At 64.8% G+C, this 16,087-nt stretch carries 18 protein-coding genes; 9 read left to right on the top strand and 9 right to left on the bottom strand.

All coding sequences use genetic code 11. The features are described 5' to 3' along the window. Positions 1-3: 3 nt before the first annotated feature. The 4 genes from FNJ84_RS06590 to infC all read right to left on the bottom strand — a co-directional run bounded on the left by FNJ84_RS06590 (position 4) and on the right by infC (position 2,894). Entirely contained in the window at positions 4-690 is a 687-nt protein-coding gene (locus tag FNJ84_RS06590) for a helix-turn-helix transcriptional regulator (RefSeq protein WP_143792207.1), read from the bottom strand. 45 nt (positions 691-735) lie between these two features. Continuing rightward, on the bottom strand, positions 736-1,809 hold the full coding sequence (locus FNJ84_RS06585) for a molybdopterin-synthase adenylyltransferase MoeB (RefSeq protein WP_143792206.1): 1,074 nt from the start codon (positions 1,807-1,809) through the stop codon (positions 736-738). After that, positions 1,809-2,282, bottom strand: a complete 474-nt coding sequence (gene dut, locus FNJ84_RS06580; protein ID WP_143792205.1) for a dUTP diphosphatase — start codon at positions 2,280-2,282, stop codon at positions 1,809-1,811. Before dut ends, FNJ84_RS06585 begins: the two co-directional genes overlap by 1 nt. 72 nt (positions 2,283-2,354) lie before the next feature. Further along, positions 2,355-2,894, bottom strand: a complete 540-nt coding sequence (gene infC, locus FNJ84_RS06575) for a translation initiation factor IF-3 (RefSeq protein WP_143792204.1) — start codon at positions 2,892-2,894, stop codon at positions 2,355-2,357. Positions 2,895-3,080: 186 nt separating this feature from the next. On the opposite strand from infC, the gene FNJ84_RS06570 reads away from it, so the two are divergent. The 6 genes from FNJ84_RS06570 (at position 3,081) to FNJ84_RS06545 (ending at position 8,239) form a co-directional block, all read left to right on the top strand. Further along, positions 3,081-3,803 (top strand): hypothetical protein, encoded by a 723-nt coding sequence (locus tag FNJ84_RS06570; RefSeq protein ID WP_143792203.1) that lies wholly within the window; start codon positions 3,081-3,083, stop codon positions 3,801-3,803. Next, a complete protein-coding gene (locus tag FNJ84_RS06565; protein ID WP_143792202.1) occupies positions 3,800-4,696 on the top strand; it encodes a glycosyltransferase family 2 protein in 897 nt (298 codons plus the stop codon). Before FNJ84_RS06570 ends, FNJ84_RS06565 begins: the two co-directional genes overlap by 4 nt. Before the next feature lie 98 nt (positions 4,697-4,794). Then, positions 4,795-5,304: a bifunctional 3-hydroxydecanoyl-ACP dehydratase/trans-2-decenoyl-ACP isomerase gene (fabA, locus tag FNJ84_RS06560; RefSeq protein WP_143792201.1), complete on the top strand. Its 510-nt coding sequence runs from the start codon at positions 4,795-4,797 to the stop codon at positions 5,302-5,304. A gap of 26 nt (positions 5,305-5,330) precedes the next feature. Next, a complete protein-coding gene (gene fabB, locus FNJ84_RS06555; protein ID WP_143792200.1) occupies positions 5,331-6,560 on the top strand; it encodes a beta-ketoacyl-ACP synthase I in 1,230 nt (409 codons plus the stop codon). A gap of 4 nt (positions 6,561-6,564) precedes the next feature. Beyond that, on the top strand, positions 6,565-7,353 hold the full coding sequence (locus FNJ84_RS06550) for an enoyl-ACP reductase (RefSeq protein ID WP_143792199.1): 789 nt from the start codon (positions 6,565-6,567) through the stop codon (positions 7,351-7,353). Between the two features lie 55 nt (positions 7,354-7,408). After that, complete coding sequence (locus FNJ84_RS06545; protein WP_370454583.1) at positions 7,409-8,239, top strand: alpha/beta fold hydrolase; 831 nt, start codon at positions 7,409-7,411, stop codon at positions 8,237-8,239. A 75-nt stretch (positions 8,240-8,314) separates the two neighbouring features. Here FNJ84_RS06545 and FNJ84_RS06540 read toward each other — a convergent pair whose 3' ends face one another. After that, the gene (locus FNJ84_RS06540; RefSeq protein ID WP_143792198.1) at positions 8,315-9,139 is read right to left on the bottom strand and encodes a DUF4393 domain-containing protein; all 825 of its coding nucleotides are present in this window, start codon (positions 9,137-9,139) and stop codon (positions 8,315-8,317) included. Then, entirely contained in the window at positions 9,136-10,062 is a 927-nt protein-coding gene (thyX, locus tag FNJ84_RS06535) for an FAD-dependent thymidylate synthase (RefSeq protein WP_143792197.1), read from the bottom strand. Before thyX ends, FNJ84_RS06540 begins: the two co-directional genes overlap by 4 nt. Before the next feature lie 140 nt (positions 10,063-10,202). Here thyX and FNJ84_RS06530 point away from each other — a divergent pair, with 140 nt between their 5' ends. Next, positions 10,203-10,631 carry a VOC family protein gene (locus tag FNJ84_RS06530; RefSeq protein WP_143792196.1) on the top strand — a complete coding sequence of 143 codons (429 nt, stop codon included), beginning with the start codon at positions 10,203-10,205 and terminating at the stop codon, positions 10,629-10,631. 203 nt (positions 10,632-10,834) lie between these two features. Here FNJ84_RS06530 and FNJ84_RS06525 read toward each other — a convergent pair whose 3' ends face one another. Further along, on the bottom strand, positions 10,835-11,362 hold the full coding sequence (locus tag FNJ84_RS06525) for a MarR family winged helix-turn-helix transcriptional regulator (protein WP_370454582.1): 528 nt from the start codon (positions 11,360-11,362) through the stop codon (positions 10,835-10,837). A 227-nt stretch (positions 11,363-11,589) separates the two neighbouring features. On the opposite strand from FNJ84_RS06525, the gene FNJ84_RS06520 reads away from it, so the two are divergent. Further along, entirely contained in the window at positions 11,590-12,018 is a 429-nt protein-coding gene (locus FNJ84_RS06520) for a DUF983 domain-containing protein (RefSeq protein ID WP_255471072.1), read from the top strand. After that, on the top strand, positions 12,015-12,704 hold the full coding sequence (locus FNJ84_RS06515; RefSeq protein ID WP_143792195.1) for an NUDIX domain-containing protein: 690 nt from the start codon (positions 12,015-12,017) through the stop codon (positions 12,702-12,704). Before FNJ84_RS06520 ends, FNJ84_RS06515 begins: the two co-directional genes overlap by 4 nt. A 17-nt stretch (positions 12,705-12,721) precedes the next feature. Here the strand turns inward: FNJ84_RS06515 and FNJ84_RS06510 are convergent, their stop codons facing one another. Both FNJ84_RS06510 and FNJ84_RS06505 read right to left on the bottom strand, forming a co-directional pair. Then, on the bottom strand, positions 12,722-14,332 hold the full coding sequence (locus FNJ84_RS06510) for an amino acid ABC transporter ATP-binding/permease protein (RefSeq protein WP_255471071.1): 1,611 nt from the start codon (positions 14,330-14,332) through the stop codon (positions 12,722-12,724). Next, positions 14,329-15,987 (bottom strand): ABC transporter ATP-binding protein/permease, encoded by a 1,659-nt coding sequence (locus FNJ84_RS06505; RefSeq protein ID WP_143792194.1) that lies wholly within the window; start codon positions 15,985-15,987, stop codon positions 14,329-14,331. Before FNJ84_RS06505 ends, FNJ84_RS06510 begins: the two co-directional genes overlap by 4 nt. Positions 15,988-16,087: the final 100 nt, after the last annotated feature.

The following is a 16,087-nucleotide window of genomic DNA, read 5'->3' as shown; positions in this document are numbered from 1 at the left end:
GCCTTAACCCTCGGGCAGATTGAAACTGGCGCGAAACGCCGCCTCGCCCTGCCGCGAGAACAGGATGACGCGGCTGCCGGGCTGGCGTTTCGCCCAGCCAAGCGCCTCGATCCGGGCCAGCAGCGCCCGGCCCAGGCTGCCGGCCAGATGAGATCGCCGCTCGCTCCAATCCAGGCATTCGCGGCACAGGGCCGCGCGCTCCCGCGACAGGGCGTCAAGGTCGATGCCGAAATCGCGGACCTTGCCTTCGCCTGCGGCCGTCATTCGCGGCGGATCCCCCGGCCGGATCAGATCGCCCGCGATCAGCGCATCGAACAGCTGCGTCCCCAGATCGCCGGCAAGGTGGTTGTAACAGACCCGCGCCTTGCGCAGCGCCGCATCGCGCGGGCCGGTGCGGCTGCGCAAATGCCCGGCGCCGGCGGCAAGCCCCATCAGCGCCTCCAGCACGCTGGCCACCTCGGGGCCGGCCAGCGCGGCATAGCGATGCCGCCCCTGCTTGCGGATGGTCAGCAAACCGCCCGCATCCAGCTTGGCCAGATGCGCGCTGGCGGTTGGCAGCGTGACACCGGCCTCGGCCGCCAGTTCGGTGGCGGTCAGGGCCTTGCCTGTCATCAACGCCGTCAGCATATTGGCGCGGGCAGGCTCGCCGATCAGCGCGGCGATGCGGGCAATGTCGGGTCCGTCCTTCATACTAAAATGATGGCCGAAGCTTGCACGCGGATCAAGCCTGCGGCCTCAGGCCCCCCGGCCGCCACAAACCGGGCAATCGGCGCGCGCCGTCAACCCGATGGTGCGGGTCTCGCCATAAAGGCCGTCAAAGATCAACATCCGCCCGCGCAGCCCCTGCCCCGCGCCGGTCAGATGCTTGATCGCCTCCAGCGCCATGACACTGCCGATCACGCCGGGCAAGGCGCCGACGACACCGGCCTCGGCGCAAGAGGGCGCAAGCCCCGCCGCCGGTGCCACGGGAAAGATGCAGGCCATGCAGGGACCGCCGCGCGCGGGGTCATACAGCGTGGCCTGCCCCTCCCACTGCGCGATCGCGCCAGCCAGCAGCGGAACGCCGGCCTCGACGCAGGCTGCGTTCACAGCGGCGCGGGCGGCGAAACTGTCGGTGCCGTCCAGCACCAGATCGTGCCCCGCCACCAGCGCGGCATCGCTGGCGGCGACGCGCCGCATCAGCGGCGTCACGGTGACATGGGGGTTCAAGGCCCCCATGGCGGCGGCCCCGGCCTGCGCCTTGGGCTGCCCGGTCTGGTCGCTGCGAAACAGCACCTGACGTTGCAGGTTCGACAGGCTGATGCTGTCATCATCGGCCAGCGTGATCCGCCCGACACCCGCCGCCGCCAGATACAGCGCCAGCGGCGCGCCAAGCCCACCGGCCCCCACCAGCAGCACATTCGCCCCGCGCAACCGCATCTGCCCCGGCCCGCCGATCTCGCGCAGCACGATATGGCGGGCGTAACGGTCAAGCTCGTCATCCGACATCGTCGCAGACCGGTCGCCGCCCACCACCGGCACCGCCTCCGGCACGGCCACCGGATCCGACGCCTGCCCACCGCCCGCCCGACGCGACAGCCCGCGCAGCAACAGCCGATACCCCAGCACCAAGCCAAGAACCGCGCCGCCAACCAGCCAGCCGGCAAAGCTGCCCCCGATCGCCCGCGCCACGGCGCCGCCAGGCATCGAAAGATGCACCCCCAACACCGCCAGCCAGATGGCCAGCGCCGCGATCCCCAGCCAACGCGCCGGCACCCGAACGACGAAAGCCGCGAAGGCAAAGCCGATCAGCAGCCAGAAAACAACCATCAGCCGCGCCCGGTCGAGCCGAATCCGCCCGCCCCCCGCGCCGTATCGTCCAGAACCTCGACCAGTTCGAACCGCGCCCGAGGCGCCGGGGCCACCACCATCTGCGCGATCCGCTCGCCATGGGCGATAACCACCGGCGCATCACCCAGATTGATCAGGATGACACCCAGTGGCCCGCGATAATCACTGTCAATCGTGCCCGGCGTGTTCAGCAGGGTAATTCCCTGCTTCAGCGCCAGCCCCGAGCGGGGGCGAACCTGCACCTCCCATCCCGGCGGGATGGCCAGCCGCAAACCCGTCGGGATCAGCGCTCGCTGCCCCGGTCCCAGGGTGACCGTCGCCCCGCCCAGATCGGCGCGAAGATCGGCACCCGCCGCCCCGGCGCTTGCATAGCTGGGCAAGGGCAGCGACGGATCGGCAGTCTCGATCCGGGAAATGGCAATGACGGGGCCTTGGGCATCTGTGTTCCGCATGGGTCGGTGATCCCATGAAAAAGGCCGCGCGGCAATAACCGGCGCGGCCTGATGATCAATGCGGGCGATGGATCAGCGCGGGGCGATCATCATCACCATCTGCCGGCCTTCCAGCTTGGGCATGGACTCGATCTTGCCGGCCTCGCCGACATCGTCGCGAACACGGGTCAGCAGGTCCAGCCCCAGATCCTGGTGGGCCATTTCGCGGCCACGAAAGCGCAGGGTGATCTTTACCTTGTCACCGCCTTCGAGGAACTTCATGACGCTGCGCATCTTGACATCATAGTCGTGCGTATCCGTGCCGGGACGGAATTTCACTTCCTTGATCTCGATGATCTTCTGCTTCTTGCGGGCCTCGGCCTCGCGTTTCTGCTGTTCATACTTGAACTTGCCCAGGTCCATGACCTTGCACACCGGCGGCGTGGCATTGGGCGAGATTTCGACCAGGTCAAGACCGGCCTCTTCCGCCATCTGCAACCCGACCGAGGGCGGCACGACGCCGACATTCTCTCCGTCGGGGCCGATCAGGCGAATTTCCGATACGCGGATGCGTTCATTGACGCGGGGTCCGGTGTCACGTTGGGGCGGCGCATTATGCGGTCTGCGGGCTATGGCGAGAATCCTTGGATTGTGGTTGTCGAGTTAACCGAAAATAAGCGTGTCGCAGCGACGATTCAACCGGAAACAAGGGCCAAGCAACGGCAAAAGCGGGCATTTTGTGACCCGGCGGCGACTTTTCGACCGGCCTGCCATGTGCAATAGGTTAACCGAACCCACCCCCGGAACGGAGCTTTGCCGATGCGTCGCCTTCTACCCCTGATCGTGATTCTGGCAGTGGCCCTTGCCGGCTTCCTGTGGTGGCAGGGCCGCGCCACCGCACCCCTTGCCGAACAGGAACCCGCGCCTTCCCCCACCGAGCCCGCCGAACCAGCGCCGCAAGCTGCGGCCGACATCGCCCAGCAGGCCGCCCAGCAGGCCGAAGCCACCGCAGATCAGGCCCAGACCGAGGCCGAGTCCACGGCGACCGACAGCGCCGCCGCCGCCGAGGCCGCCGCAGATGCGGCCGCCGATGCCGCAGCCACCGCCACCGATGCCGCCGCCGAAGCGGATCGGGCCGCCAGCGATGCCCAGATCGGCGCGGCCACCGAAGCCGCGACCGAGGCCGAAACCGCCGCCGAAACCGCCATCGAGGCGGCAGATCGCGCCGCCAACGCCGCAGCCCAGGCCGAATCCTCAACCTCGCCGGGCACCGAAGCCGCCGCGACCGAACAGGCCGCCGATGCCGCGCGCGAGGCCGCCTCGGCAACCCAGGACGCCGCCGATGCGGCCGCGACCGCAGGCCGGATCGAGGCGCTGCTGACACCCGAGGGCTTTGACAAGGCGCAGGTCGATGCGCTGATCGACCAATCGGCACTGAGCGATGTGCAAAAGGCCACGTTGAAACGGCTGGTCGAAAGCACGGAATCGAACCCGGACCTGCTGCGCTCGGCGCTGGAACAGGTCAAGGCGGTGATGCAATGACCCAGGCCGCGACCCCTGCGTTCGCGTTGGGCGATTTTCTGGCATCGCGTCCAAGGACCATTTCCCGCGGGCCGATCGCGATGATCCTGTGCGAGGATACGACCGAGATCGAGGCGAGCTTGCGGTTTCACCTGCTTCGCGGCTTTCGTCATATCCTGGCGCTGTCGCCCGAGCCGCTGGTGCTGCCTGCGGCGCTGATCGCCGATGGCCGGGTGACCAACCTGATCCATGACACCCGGCGTCCCGACGCCCATGTGGCCGCCGTCAATGCCCTGATCGACGCCGTTCCCGCAGGAACCTGGCTGTATTACGGCTATAATGCCGAATTTCTGTTCTACCCGTTTTGCGAAACCCGCAGCATCGGTGAATTGCTGGCCTTTCACACCGAAGAGCGCCGCGACGCGATGCTGGCCTATGTCATCGACCTTTATGCGCCGGATCTGCAAACCAACCCCGATGCGGTCAGTCTTGAACATGCCATGTTCGACCGCACCGGCTATTACGCGCTTGGCCGGAAACACCCTGGGGCCGAGACCGAGCAATACGAGGACCGACAGCTGGATTTTCACGGCGGGCTGCGCTGGCGGTTCGAGGAACATATCCCGGCAAACCGCCGCAATATCGACCGCATCGCGCTGTTTCGGGCCGAGCCGGGGCTGCGCGTCACGCCCGAACACAGGTTCAACCAGCCCGAATACAACACCTATGCCTGTCCCTGGCATCACAGCCTGACCTGCGCGATAGGCTCGTTCCGGGTGGCCAAGGCGCTGGCCCGCAACCCGGATTCGCGTGACCGGATCGGCGGTTTCATCTGGCGCAATTCGGCCGCATTCGAATGGCGCGGGCAGCAATTGATGGATCTGGGCCTGATGGAACCGGGGCAATGGTTCTAGGCCGGGTCACCGCACCGCACTTGCACGGGCTTGACCGCGGATGCTAGACGGAACGTCAACATGACATATATGGCGATATCAGAGGAAAGAGCGACCTGATGGCAATGAACCGGACCAGCTTTGACTATGATGACCTGCTGGCCTGCGCGCGGGGCGAGTTGTTCGGGCCGGGCAATGCCCAGCTGCCGGAACCGCCGATGCTGATGATGGATCGCATCACGGATATTTCCGAAGATGGTGGCGCCCATGGCAAGGGTCATGTCGTGGCCGAATTCGACATCAAGCCCGAGCTTTGGTTTTTCGAGTGCCATTTTCCCGGCAATCCGATCATGCCCGGCTGCCTTGGCCTTGACGGGTTGTGGCAGCTGACCGGGTTCAACCTGGGCTGGCGTGGCTGGCAGGGGCGCGGCTATGCCCTGGGTGTTGGCGAGGTCAAGCTGACCGGCATGGTCCGACCCGATCGCAAGCTGCTGCGTTATCATGTGGATTTCACCAAGGCGGTGCAGACTCGCCGCCTGACGATGGGTGTCGCCGATGGCCGGGTCGAGGCTGACGGCGAGGTCATCTATCAGGTCAAGGACATGAAGGTCGCGCTTTCCGAAAGCTGATCTTGGAACGAATGAAAGGGGTGCATATGCGCCGCGTCGTCATCACCGGGCTGGGGATCGTCTCGCCCATCGGCAATAATGCCGCAGAAGTTACGGACAGCCTGAAGGCCGGCCGGTCCGGCATCGTTTTCGCGCCGGACTATGCCGAACATGGTTTCCGCAGCCAGGTCCACGGCATGCCGCAGATCGTGCTGGAAGATCACATAGACAAGCGCAACATGCGCTTCATGGGTCCGGGCGCGGCCTATAACTTCCTCGCCATGGAACAGGCCATCGCCGATAGCGGCCTGGAAGAAAGCGACGTCTCGAACGAGCGCACCGGGCTGATCATGGGTTCGGGCGGGCCGTCGACCAGCAACTTCTTCGAAGCGCATCAGATCGTCATCGAAAAGGGCGCGCCGAAACGCATGGGGCCGTTCATGGTGACGCGCTGCATGTCCTCCACGAACTCTGCCTGCCTGGCGACGCCCTTCAAGATCAAGGGCGTGAACTATTCGATCACCTCGGCCTGCGCCACCAGCGCGCATTGCATCGGCAATGGCGTCGAGCAGATCCAGATGGGCAAGCAGGATATCGTCTTTGCCGGTGGCGGCGAAGAACTGGATTGGACCCTGTCCTGCCTGTTCGACGCCATGGGTGCGATGTCGTCGAAATATAACGACACGCCGGCCACGGCATCGCGCGCCTATGACGCCACGCGGGACGGTTTCGTCATCGCCGGCGGCGGCGGGGTCGTGGTCCTGGAGGAACTGAGCCACGCGCTGGCGCGCGGCGCCAAGATCTATGCCGAAGTGACGGGCTATGGCGCGACCTCGGATGGCTATGACATGGTGGCGCCGTCCGGCGAAGGTGGCGAACGCGCGATGCGCGTGGCGCTGTCGACCCTGCCCGAGGGCCGCAAGGTCAGCTACATCAACGCGCATGGCACCTCGACGCCCGTGGGCGATCTGGGCGAGATCAAGGCGATCCGCCGCATCTGGGGCGAAGGCACGACGCCGCCCGTCAGCTCGACCAAGTCACTGACCGGGCATTCGCTTGGCGCGACCGGCGTGCATGAGGCGATCTATTCGCTGCTGATGTTGCAGGATGATTTCATCACCGCATCGGCGAATATCACCACGCTGGACCCCGCGATCAACGCCAATGAAATCGCCACGGTGCGGGTGGATAACGCGGGGCTGGACACGGTCTTGTCGAACAGCTTTGGTTTCGGTGGCACCAATGCCACCCTTGTGATGTCGAAATACCGGGATTGAGTGAATGGGCGATTTGCTGAACGGAAAACGCGGCCTTGTGATGGGGGTCGCGAATGACCGTTCCATCGCCTGGGGTATTGCAAAGGCACTGGCGGATCAGGGCGCGGAACTGGCCTTTTCCTATCAGGGGGAAGCCTTCGGTCGGCGCGTTGAACCTCTGGCCGCCAGTGTCGGCGCGGACCTGCTGGTCGATGTGGACGTGACCGACGATGCCTCTCTGGATGCGGCCTTTGGCCAGATCGCGGAACGGTGGGGTCGGCTGGATTTTCTGGTCCATGCCATCGCATTCAGCAACAAGGACGAGCTGACCGGCCGGTTCGTGAATACCAGCCGCGAGAACTTCAAGCATTCGCTTGAGATTTCCTGCTATTCCCTGATCGAGGTCGCCCGCCGCGCCCATCCGCTGATGTCGGCGGGCTCGTCGATCATAACCCTGACCTATGGCGGCTCGAACCGGGTGACGCCGTTCTATAACGTCATGGGCGTGGCCAAGGCGGCGCTGGAATCAACCGTGCGCTATCTGGCCAATGACCTTGGTCCCGACGGCATCCGCGTGAACGCCATCTCGCCCGGCCCGATGAAGACGCTGGCCGGCGCAGCCATCGGCGGGGCGCGCAAGACCTATCGCCATACCGAGGCCAACGCCCCCCTGCGCGCCAATGCCACGCTGGAGGCGATCGGCGGCACCGCCGTCTGGTTGACCAGCGATTGGGGCGCCTGCACCACCGGCGAAATCGTGCTGGTCGATGGCGGCTATCACGTGCTGGGCATGCCGCAGAGCGAGAATTTGTGATGTCGGACGGGGGCTTCGCGCCCCCGAACCCCCGCGGGATATTTGGACCGGGTGAATGAACATGCCGCATTTTTCCACCGCAGACGGCGCTCGTCTGGCCTATTCGGATGAGGGGCGCGGCCTGCCGGTCCTGTGTCTGGCCGGGCTGACGCGCAATATGGCCGATTTCGACTATCTCGCCCCGCATCTGCCCGATTTGCGGCTGATCCGCATGGATTATCGCGGGCGCGGGCAATCGGATTTCACCGGCGCCGCGACCTATACCGTGCCGCAAGAAGGCGCCGATGCGCTGGCCCTGCTGGATCATCTGGGGATCGAGAAGGCGGCGGTGCTGGGCACCTCTCGCGGCGGGCTGATCGGGATGCTGCTGGCGGCGGTGGCGCATGATCGCTTGCTGGGTCTGTGCCTGAACGACGTCGGCCCGGTGATTGAACATGCCGGGCTGGATCGTATCAAGGACTATGTCGGCCGCAATCCAGCGGCAAAGACCTATGAGGCCGTGGCCGATCGCATGGCCGCGCTGAGTCCGGGTTTTTCAGACGTGCCCGAGGGGCGCTGGCTGTCGGACGCGCAAAAGTTCTATGTCGAAGGCGAGCGGGGCTTGACCATCCGCTATGACCCGGCGCTGCGCGAGGCGTTTCTGGCGGCATTCGAGGGCGAGGCTCCCGATCTGTGGCCGTTGTGGGAGGCGACGGCAGGCTTTCCGGTCGCGCTGATCCGGGGGGCAAACTCGGATCTGCTGTCGCGGGAGGTGTTCGAGGAAATGCGGCTGCGGCGACCGGATGGGGTCTATGCCGAGGTGCCGGGGCGGGCGCATGTGCCTTGGTTGGATGAGGCTGAGAGTTTGGGGGTGGTCAGGGCGTGGGTTGAGAGGGTGCGGGGTTAGGGTGTGTGCTTGCACGCACCGGATCATTCGTTCGCCATGCCGGAACGGTGCGTGCGAGCACGCACCCTAAGCTGGCTAGAATACGGCGCTGACAAAGGCTTTACCGAAGTCGGTAGTACGCAAAAGACCCTTTGTAATCTGGATCATGTTTTCATCACCCACCTCATTCAATAATGAAATGTACTCTGGACGCGATTTCACCCAATCATACGCGTGATCAGCAGTTAACCAGGTTCCATAGTCAACGTCGATCAAACCAAGCCTTATCCAATTATCGATATACTGTGGGAACTGAGGTATTAGAACTGCACTTCCCGAATGTTTATCATATACCATAATACAATGAACATATCGAAGTTTGGCGCCGTTATTGTCGATCTTCCTACTCAATTTCGCGATCGGGCTCATCCCATACGGCAAGTAGAGCTTGAGAAAACCAGCTTCGGTTGCATTCAGTTGACGGATGATTTCGGAAAACGCAGGATGAGCTTTATCCGGGGTTCGACCATCCATGGCCGACGCGAGCAAGTTGAGGTACATCTCTTTTAGACTCGGTTCTTCGTTAGAGAACCCGAGGCCTTGTAGCGCTGGCGCTACTACGGACGCTGGCGGTTCGACTATTTTGTCTGGCGGAATATTGGAAATCTTCTGAGACATATCTTCAGAAAATCTCGATTCAAAATACTCTTTTGCTTTCTTAAATCCAAAATTTACAGCAGCTATTGGTAAGAGCGTATTTTCTACCAACTGCGCAACAGTAGCTGCCGACCGCGCCAGGCTCTGACCCGCTTTCCTGGTATCCGGATTGTCGCCCGCAATTTGTATCATCTGGCCGATGGCGCCAGTTACGCGGCTAACTTTCTCTATACCTTCATCGAAATCATCCGCATTCGTACTCACCCCCAAATCTCCTCAAACTCCCGCCATTCCCGCGCGCTCATCCCGCTGTCTTCCTGCGTCACCACCTCGCCCTTCAGCCGACGCCGCAGCACCGCTGCTGCCTGGGCCGACAGGCTGACCGCCTCCATCCGGTAATCGCGGAACGCTCCGAACGCCGCCGGCACCCAATCGGCGACAATCTGGCACATCGCGTCGGCATAGGCGCGGATCTCGTATTGGGCATGGGCGTCGGCGCGCAGGCGCAGGAAATGCAGCAGGTTGTGCAGGTCGACCTTCCAATACCATTGCGTATAGATATTCGCTGGCAGGTTCATCCGCGCCAGTTCGCGCGCCAGACCCTGCTGGGGCGTTCCATCAGGTTGGGCCTGCGACAGCATCGCCTCGTAATGGTCATAGCTGCGCATCGCGTCCTCGCGAAGCAGGCTCAGCACGCGCTGCGCTTCCTCCCCCTGCAACACCTGATCGCGGCCCTGGCGGTTGTCGGAGGATTGCGCGGCCAGTTGCTCGGGCGCGGGGATATAGAATTCGCGGTCGAGGATCGAATAGCGCGCCGAATATTCGTTCACATTGGCGGTGCGGTGGCGAATCCATTGCCGTGCCACGAAAACCGGCAGCTTGACGTGGAACTTGGCCTCGCACATCTCGAACGGGGTCGAGTGCCAGTGCCGCATCAGATAGCGGATCAGCCCCTCATCCGTGCTGACCGACTTGGTGCCCCGGCCATAGCTGACCCGCGCCGCCTGACAGATCGCCGCATCATCGCCCATATAGTCGACGACCCGCACGAAACCGTGGTCCAGCACCGGATGGGCGGTATAGAGATGCGCCTCCATCCCCGGCGCGACGGCGCGCAACGTGGGTTGGGTGGTTGCGCGCAGCGCGTCGATCTCGGCCTGCTGTTCGGCGGTCACCGGCGTATTCATAGTGTTCTTGTCCTCTCGATCCACATCATCTTGTGCCATCCCGGTTCGTTTCGTTCAACCAAATTGCACCATCATTAAGCCGTTTGCGCCAGGTCGCGCGACATGCCACTGTGCCAGCGACCCAACTGACCGGAGGTCCAATGAAAATCCGCTATCTGCACACAATGGTCCGTGTCAGGGACCTGGAAAAATCCATGGACTTCTTCCGCCTGCTGGGGCTGGAGGAAACACGCCGCATGGACAGCGAGAAAGGCCGGTTCACCCTGGTTTTCATGGCGCCACCTGGCCAGCCCGAATGCCCGGTCGAATTGACCTATAACTGGGACGGCGATGATGGCCTGCCCTCGGACAGCCGCCATTTCGGCCATCTCGCCTATCGGGTGGACAACATCTACGACTTGTGCCAGCGGCTGATGGATGCTGGCGTGACCATCAATCGCCCGCCGCGCGACGGCCATATGGCTTTCGTCCGCAGCCCCGACAATGTCTCGATCGAGATTCTGCAAGAGGGCGAGCATCTGCCCGCACAAGAACCCTGGGCCAGCATGGAAAACACCGGCCACTGGTGACAGGCCCGCCCCAAGGCCGATACATTCCAGAAACGGGATCGGATCGCAGCCCGGCACAGGCCTGATCCCGCCGCCTCGCTTTGATCAAAATATCCCGGGGAGGGCGCCGCAAGGCGACCGGGGCAGCGCCCCATCTTATCGCGGCTTTTACAATGGCAAGGCCCGCGCCGTGGCGCGGACCTCTCCGCAAAATCGTTAAACAATCAATAGATATAGCGGATCTGTTCAGTCCAGTAACGCTCGATCCTGCGGGCCTGCAGATTGACCTGGCCAAGGGGCGGATCGTCCAGAACGCCGGACATTCCCAGTTGTTCTGCATGACGCTGGAACAGGCGCAGAACAAGTTGCCGCACCTCAAGCCCGGTATCGGTCAGCCTGACCCGGACCGAGCGGCGATCAAGTTCGCAGCGTTCGTGATGGACATAGCCCATCGTCACCAGCTTTTTCAGATTATAGCTGACATTGCTTCCCTGATACATGCCGCGCGACCGCAGCTCGCCCGCCGAAACCTCGGCCTCACCCAGATTGTACAGGATCAGCGCCTGCACCGGGTTCAGGTCGTTTCGTCCAAGCCGCTCGAACTCGTCCTTGACCAGATCATGCATCAGGCGGTGCAGCCGCTCCAGCAGTTGCAGCGATTCGAGATAGGCGGTCGCCGGCGTGACTTCGCCTCCGACAAGGGGAAGCGACGACTGGGGAAATTCGCGTCGCGCAGGTGCAAGCATCGTCATGGTCCGTCCTGATCTGACTGTCTGACAACCACATTGCCCCAGAATGCCGAATCTTCGGTTAACCCGACCCGATTTCCTGCATCGTTTTCCTAAAATGTTCTCTACCTGGTTGAGACTTCCTAAACCAAGAAACTCTGAGGGCAGGACCGCGACCTTCGAAATCGCTGTGGTTTTGCCGCGGCAAACTGACTAGATAGCACTAAGAGACGATCATCGGACGGATCAGGATGACACTGGATCAGCACCCCATGCCCAAGCAGCCTGCGACGGAAACCAGCGACCGGTTGACGGGCCAATCCATGCTGCGCGGCGCGGCCGGTCATTGTCCGGCCTGCGGCAAGGGCCGCATATTTTCGGGCTATCTGTCGGTGAATGACCACTGCCCGAATTGCGGCGAGGCGCTGCACCATCAGCGTGCCGATGATGGGCCGGCCTATCTGACCATTCTGATCGTGTCGCACCTGGCCGCGCCGCTGCTGTTGTGGATCTTTGTCGCCTATCGTCCCTCGACATTCAGCATGTTGCTGGGCTTTGGCACCGGCACGGTGCTGGCCTCGTTGCTGCTGCTGCCACGGATCAAGGGCGCGATGATCGGGCTGCAATGGGCGCGGCGGATGCATGGCTTTGGCCACGATACGGAACCTGACGCGGCATGAACCAGGCAGATCCCCCCATTCGTGACGCCGCCACCGTCATTCTTCTGCGCCGGGGCGCCGACGGCCCCACGGTGCTGATGGGGATGCGCGGCGCGGCGGCGGTGTTCATGCCTTCGAAATATGTCTTTCCCGGCGGTGCGGTTGACCGCGAGGATGCCGCAGTCGGATTGGCGGCGGGCCTGGCCGAGCCAAGCCTGTCACGCATCGCCCAGGAACCACGCGCCGGCGTGCCGATCGACGCGGCGGCGCTGGCCGTGGCGGCATTGCGCGAACTGGCCGAGGAAACCGGCCTGCTGATCGGGCGGCGCGATGGCCCGCCCAGCACGCTGACCGGCTATGCCGAGGCCGGGCTGTCCCCCGACGCCAGTGCGCTGCACTATGCGTTTCGCGCGATCACGCCACCGGGCCGGCCACGGCGTTTCGACGCGCGGTTCTTCATCGTCGATGCAGATCTGCTCAGCAACGATCCCGACGATTTCAGCGCTGCCTGCGACGAGCTTTCGCATCTGCACTGGGTTCCCCTGGCCGAGGCGCGCGCGCTGGACCTGCCCTTCATCACCGAGGTGGTGCTGGCGGAACTGGCCGAGATGGTGGCCGAATCCGGTGATGGCCCGCTGCTTGCGCCCGATACGGTACCGTTCTTCGACAATCGTGGCCCTGCCCCGCGCTTTGCCCAGATCGTCTGAACCCCGGACAAGCACGCCTACAGCGTGACGATGCGGTCCGCGGCTTCGCGCTCGGCCTGCCGATGCGAGGCGATCAGGATGGCCGCATCGGGCAACCAGGCGCGAATGCCTTGCAGCACGGCGCGGGCGGTCGCGGCATCCAGCCCTTCGGTCGGCTCGTCCAGCAGCAACACAGCCGGCCGCCGGATCAGCACCCGCGCCAGGGCCAGTCTCCGGGTTTCACCGCCCGACAAGCCCTGCCCTGCCTCGCCCAATTGCCGATCCAGCGGCTCGGGCAGGTGAACAACCTGCAACATCTGCGCCATCAAGTCCGGCGTGGCATCTGGCGCGGCCAGTTGTAACTGCGCTGCAATGCTGCCGCTCAGCAGGGCAGTGCGCTGCTGAAGATAGCCAAGCACCTGACGCAAGGCGTCCTCGTCGGCAGCACCGGCCGCCATGGCGATCTCGCCTGAAATCGGGGGTTGCAGGGCGGCGATGGTGTCCAGAAGCGTCGTCTTGCCACGCCCGCTGCGCCCGACCAGCGCGACGGTCTGACCCGGCGGGATTTGCAGATCCAGTGCCGGCAGGATCGCCAGCCCCTCGCGACCAACCACCAGCCCGGTCAGAGCCAGCCCATCCAAGGGGGCGGCCTTCACAGGGGGGATGGGTGGCACGGTTTGCGGCTGCATCAGCGCGTCCAGCCTGCCGGCAGCACCGCGCATCCGGCCATACTCGGCCATCGCCCGTGACAGCGGCACCACCAGTTCGATCAGGGCCAGCGAGGCGAAAAAGCCCAATGCCGCCTGTGCCGCGCCAAGCCGCCCGTCCAGAACCGCCTGACCGGCGATCAGCAAGGTGCCGGCCGAGGCCACAGCGGTCAGGGCCTGCATCGCCCCATCCAGCGCAATTTCCGTTCCAGCCAGCCGCAGGGCGGCGGCGCGCGCGGTGCGGTCATGATCCAGAACGGTCTGGCGGGCCTGCGGCAGACGCCCCTCGACCGCCAGCAGCAAACGGGCGCGCAAATGTTCCACCATGGCGGCACGCAGGCTTTGGCGCGCCGTCTCGGCCAGATCGGCCTGCCGGGCCGTCGCGGGCGCGGTCACCAGAACCGCCAGCGCCACACCGGTCAGCATCACGCCCGACAGCCACAGCGCAACCGCGGGCAGCACCAGCCACCACAGCAGCGCCGCCGCGATCAACAGGCTGCCAAGCCCCGCCAGAAGCGGAAAGACCAGACGGATGGCCAGACCGTCCAGCGCATCGACATCCGCCGTAAGGCGGTTCAGCGCGGTCCCGCCTCGCAGCCGTGCCTGCACCGGATGGCTGGCCAATGTCAGCGCCGCCAGCAACCGCACCCGCCAGCCCGCCAGGACCCGCAGCGTGGCATCATGTGTCAGCAGCCGCTCGCCATAGCGCGCAGCCGTACGGCCCAGGGCCAGAAACCGCACCCCCGCGCCGGGCCGAAACGTGTCAAAGACCACGCCCGCCCCGGCCAGTCCGGCAATGCCGGCAGCGGTGATGAACCAGCCCGACAGGCCCAGCAACCCGATCCCCGCCAGCAGCACCAGCAGTGACAGCAGCAGGCCGCGCATCAGCGCCACCCGCTGATCGCGCCACATCAGCCGCAAAAAGGGGGCAAGCCGGCTCACAGGCGTATCTCGCGGGGCATGGCCGCGATCAGGCGCGGATCGTGGCTGGCAAGGATCAGGGTCGCCCCCGCGTGATGCAACCGCATCAACCCGTCTATCACCTGCCCGGCGGTTTCCTCGTCCAGATCGGCCGTCGGCTCGTCCGCAAGCAACAATGCAGGTCGTCGCAGCGCGGCGCGGGCGATCATCAGCCGTCGCGCCTCGCCGCCAGACACCCCTGCGCCCTGCTCGCCCAAACGGGTTTGCAGGCCCTGAGGCAGGCGCGCAACGATGTCCACGGCATGCGCCAGTTCCAGCGCGGCCTGCAAGTCACTGTCCGGCGGCACGGCCGTGCCGCACAGATTTCCCAGCAGCGTATCATCGGTGAAATGCACGCGCTGCGGCACCAGCGCCACCAATGCGCGCCAGGCATCGGCGGTCCCGTCATCCAGCAACCGTCCGTCGATCAGAACGCGCCCCGGCGCCGCATCGGCAAGCCCCGCCAGGATCAGGATCAGCCGTGTCTTGCCCACGCCCGATTTGCCCGTCAGCACGACGGCCTCGCCGCTCCGGACGTGCAGCGGCGGCAGGATGCGGTCACCGATCCGCAGCCCCTCGGCGCGCAGATCGCCAAAGCCGGCAGGCGCATCAGCGGCTGCGCCCTCGCCCAGTATGGCCGGGGCATTGCGCGTCATCTCGGCATGCAGATCGCGGGCCAGCGCCAACGCATCGGCGCGGTCATGCCAGGCGGCCGCCATGTCACGCATCGGCTGGTAAAAGGCCGGCGCCAGCATCAGCATGAAGATCCCCTCGCCCAGGCCAAGCCCGCCGCCCCAGCTGCCGAATTGCAACGCCCCAAGCAACGAGAAGCCGACAAAGACCGCCATCAGCGCCACGCCGATCGACGAAAACAACTCCAGCACGGTGCTGGACAGGAAGGCCAGGGCCAGCACGCGCATGGTGCGGCTGCGCAGACGCTCGGCCGAGGCGGCAAAGCCGGCCAGCATCGCCCGACGCGCGGCCAGCAGGCGGATATCGGTCAAGGCGGTCAAGCGTTCGACCAGCAGCGCGTTCATATCCGCGATCTCATCCATCCGGTCCTGGCTGGCCCGCCCCGCCGCCATGCCGACCAGCATCATGAAGACCGGGATCATCGGCCCGGTCAGCGCCAGGATCAACGCCCCCATCCAGGACAAGGGAAGCACAGCCACAACGATCAGCAAGGGGATCACCGCCACCCGCATCCGCGCCACCGGCCAGCGTCGCAGATAAGGCAGCAGCAAGGCCAGCTTGTCCGTCGCCAGCGCGGCAATTGCCGCAGAGGGCGCGACGCCGCCCATCGGCCCGCGCCGGTCGGCCTGTCGCAGCAGCCCGGACCTTTGATCCCCTGTCAGCCGGTCCCCCGCCGCCACCAGAGACCGCGCCGCCATGGCATTCAGCCCCGCGCGAACCAGCCCCACAAGCAGAAATCCGCCAGCCGCAACCAGCAATGCCACGCGCGCACCGGCCATGTCCTTGCCGGCAAGCGCGGACAGCGCCGCCGCGATCAGCCCCGCCTGAACCAGCCACAGCGCCTCGGCCAGGGTGGCCAGAACCGAAGCCGACCGCAACCGACGGGTTTCACCGCCGGCCAATTGGGCAAGATAGATCGTCGCCTGTGCGTTGCTGTCCTTCATATGCCCTGCTGACAAGGTTTCGCCGCTTGCGTCAATGCGGCGCTTTGCCCCCGCCACAGCGACGGCATCGGGACCGGACCTGTCACGCCGACCCGCGATC

Source organism: Paracoccus sp. M683, assembly GCF_007096355.1.
Taxonomy (GTDB): Bacteria; Pseudomonadota; Alphaproteobacteria; order Rhodobacterales; family Rhodobacteraceae; genus Paracoccus.
Note: the sequence above shows the minus strand (reverse complement) of the source record. Positions and strands in the feature narration are given on the sequence as shown.

Excerpts from the sequence above, each read along its gene's own strand:
- fabA (WP_143792201.1), top strand. The coding sequence starts at position 4,795 with ATGGCAATGAACCGGACCAGCTTTGACTATGATGACCTGCTGGCCTGC.
- fabB (WP_143792200.1), top strand. The coding sequence starts at position 5,331 with ATGCGCCGCGTCGTCATCACCGGGCTGGGGATCGTCTCGCCCATCGGC.
- FNJ84_RS06515 (WP_143792195.1), top strand. The coding sequence starts at position 12,015 with ATGAACCAGGCAGATCCCCCCATTCGTGACGCCGCCACCGTCATTCTT.
- FNJ84_RS06505 (WP_143792194.1), bottom strand. The coding sequence starts at position 15,987 with ATGAAGGACAGCAACGCACAGGCGACGATCTATCTTGCCCAATTGGCC.
- FNJ84_RS06570 (WP_143792203.1), top strand. The coding sequence starts at position 3,081 with ATGCGTCGCCTTCTACCCCTGATCGTGATTCTGGCAGTGGCCCTTGCC.
- FNJ84_RS06585 (WP_143792206.1), bottom strand. The coding sequence starts at position 1,809 with ATGGTTGTTTTCTGGCTGCTGATCGGCTTTGCCTTCGCGGCTTTCGTC.
- FNJ84_RS06590 (WP_143792207.1), bottom strand. The coding sequence starts at position 690 with ATGAAGGACGGACCCGACATTGCCCGCATCGCCGCGCTGATCGGCGAG.
- FNJ84_RS06550 (WP_143792199.1), top strand. The coding sequence starts at position 6,565 with ATGGGCGATTTGCTGAACGGAAAACGCGGCCTTGTGATGGGGGTCGCG.
- FNJ84_RS06530 (WP_143792196.1), top strand. The coding sequence starts at position 10,203 with ATGAAAATCCGCTATCTGCACACAATGGTCCGTGTCAGGGACCTGGAA.
- FNJ84_RS06565 (WP_143792202.1), top strand. The coding sequence starts at position 3,800 with ATGACCCAGGCCGCGACCCCTGCGTTCGCGTTGGGCGATTTTCTGGCA.
- FNJ84_RS06520 (WP_255471072.1), top strand. The coding sequence starts at position 11,590 with ATGACACTGGATCAGCACCCCATGCCCAAGCAGCCTGCGACGGAAACC.
- dut (WP_143792205.1), bottom strand. The coding sequence starts at position 2,282 with ATGCGGAACACAGATGCCCAAGGCCCCGTCATTGCCATTTCCCGGATC.
- thyX (WP_143792197.1), bottom strand. The coding sequence starts at position 10,062 with ATGAATACGCCGGTGACCGCCGAACAGCAGGCCGAGATCGACGCGCTG.
- FNJ84_RS06545 (WP_370454583.1), top strand. The coding sequence starts at position 7,409 with ATGAACATGCCGCATTTTTCCACCGCAGACGGCGCTCGTCTGGCCTAT.
- FNJ84_RS06525 (WP_370454582.1), bottom strand. The coding sequence starts at position 11,362 with ATGACGATGCTTGCACCTGCGCGACGCGAATTTCCCCAGTCGTCGCTT.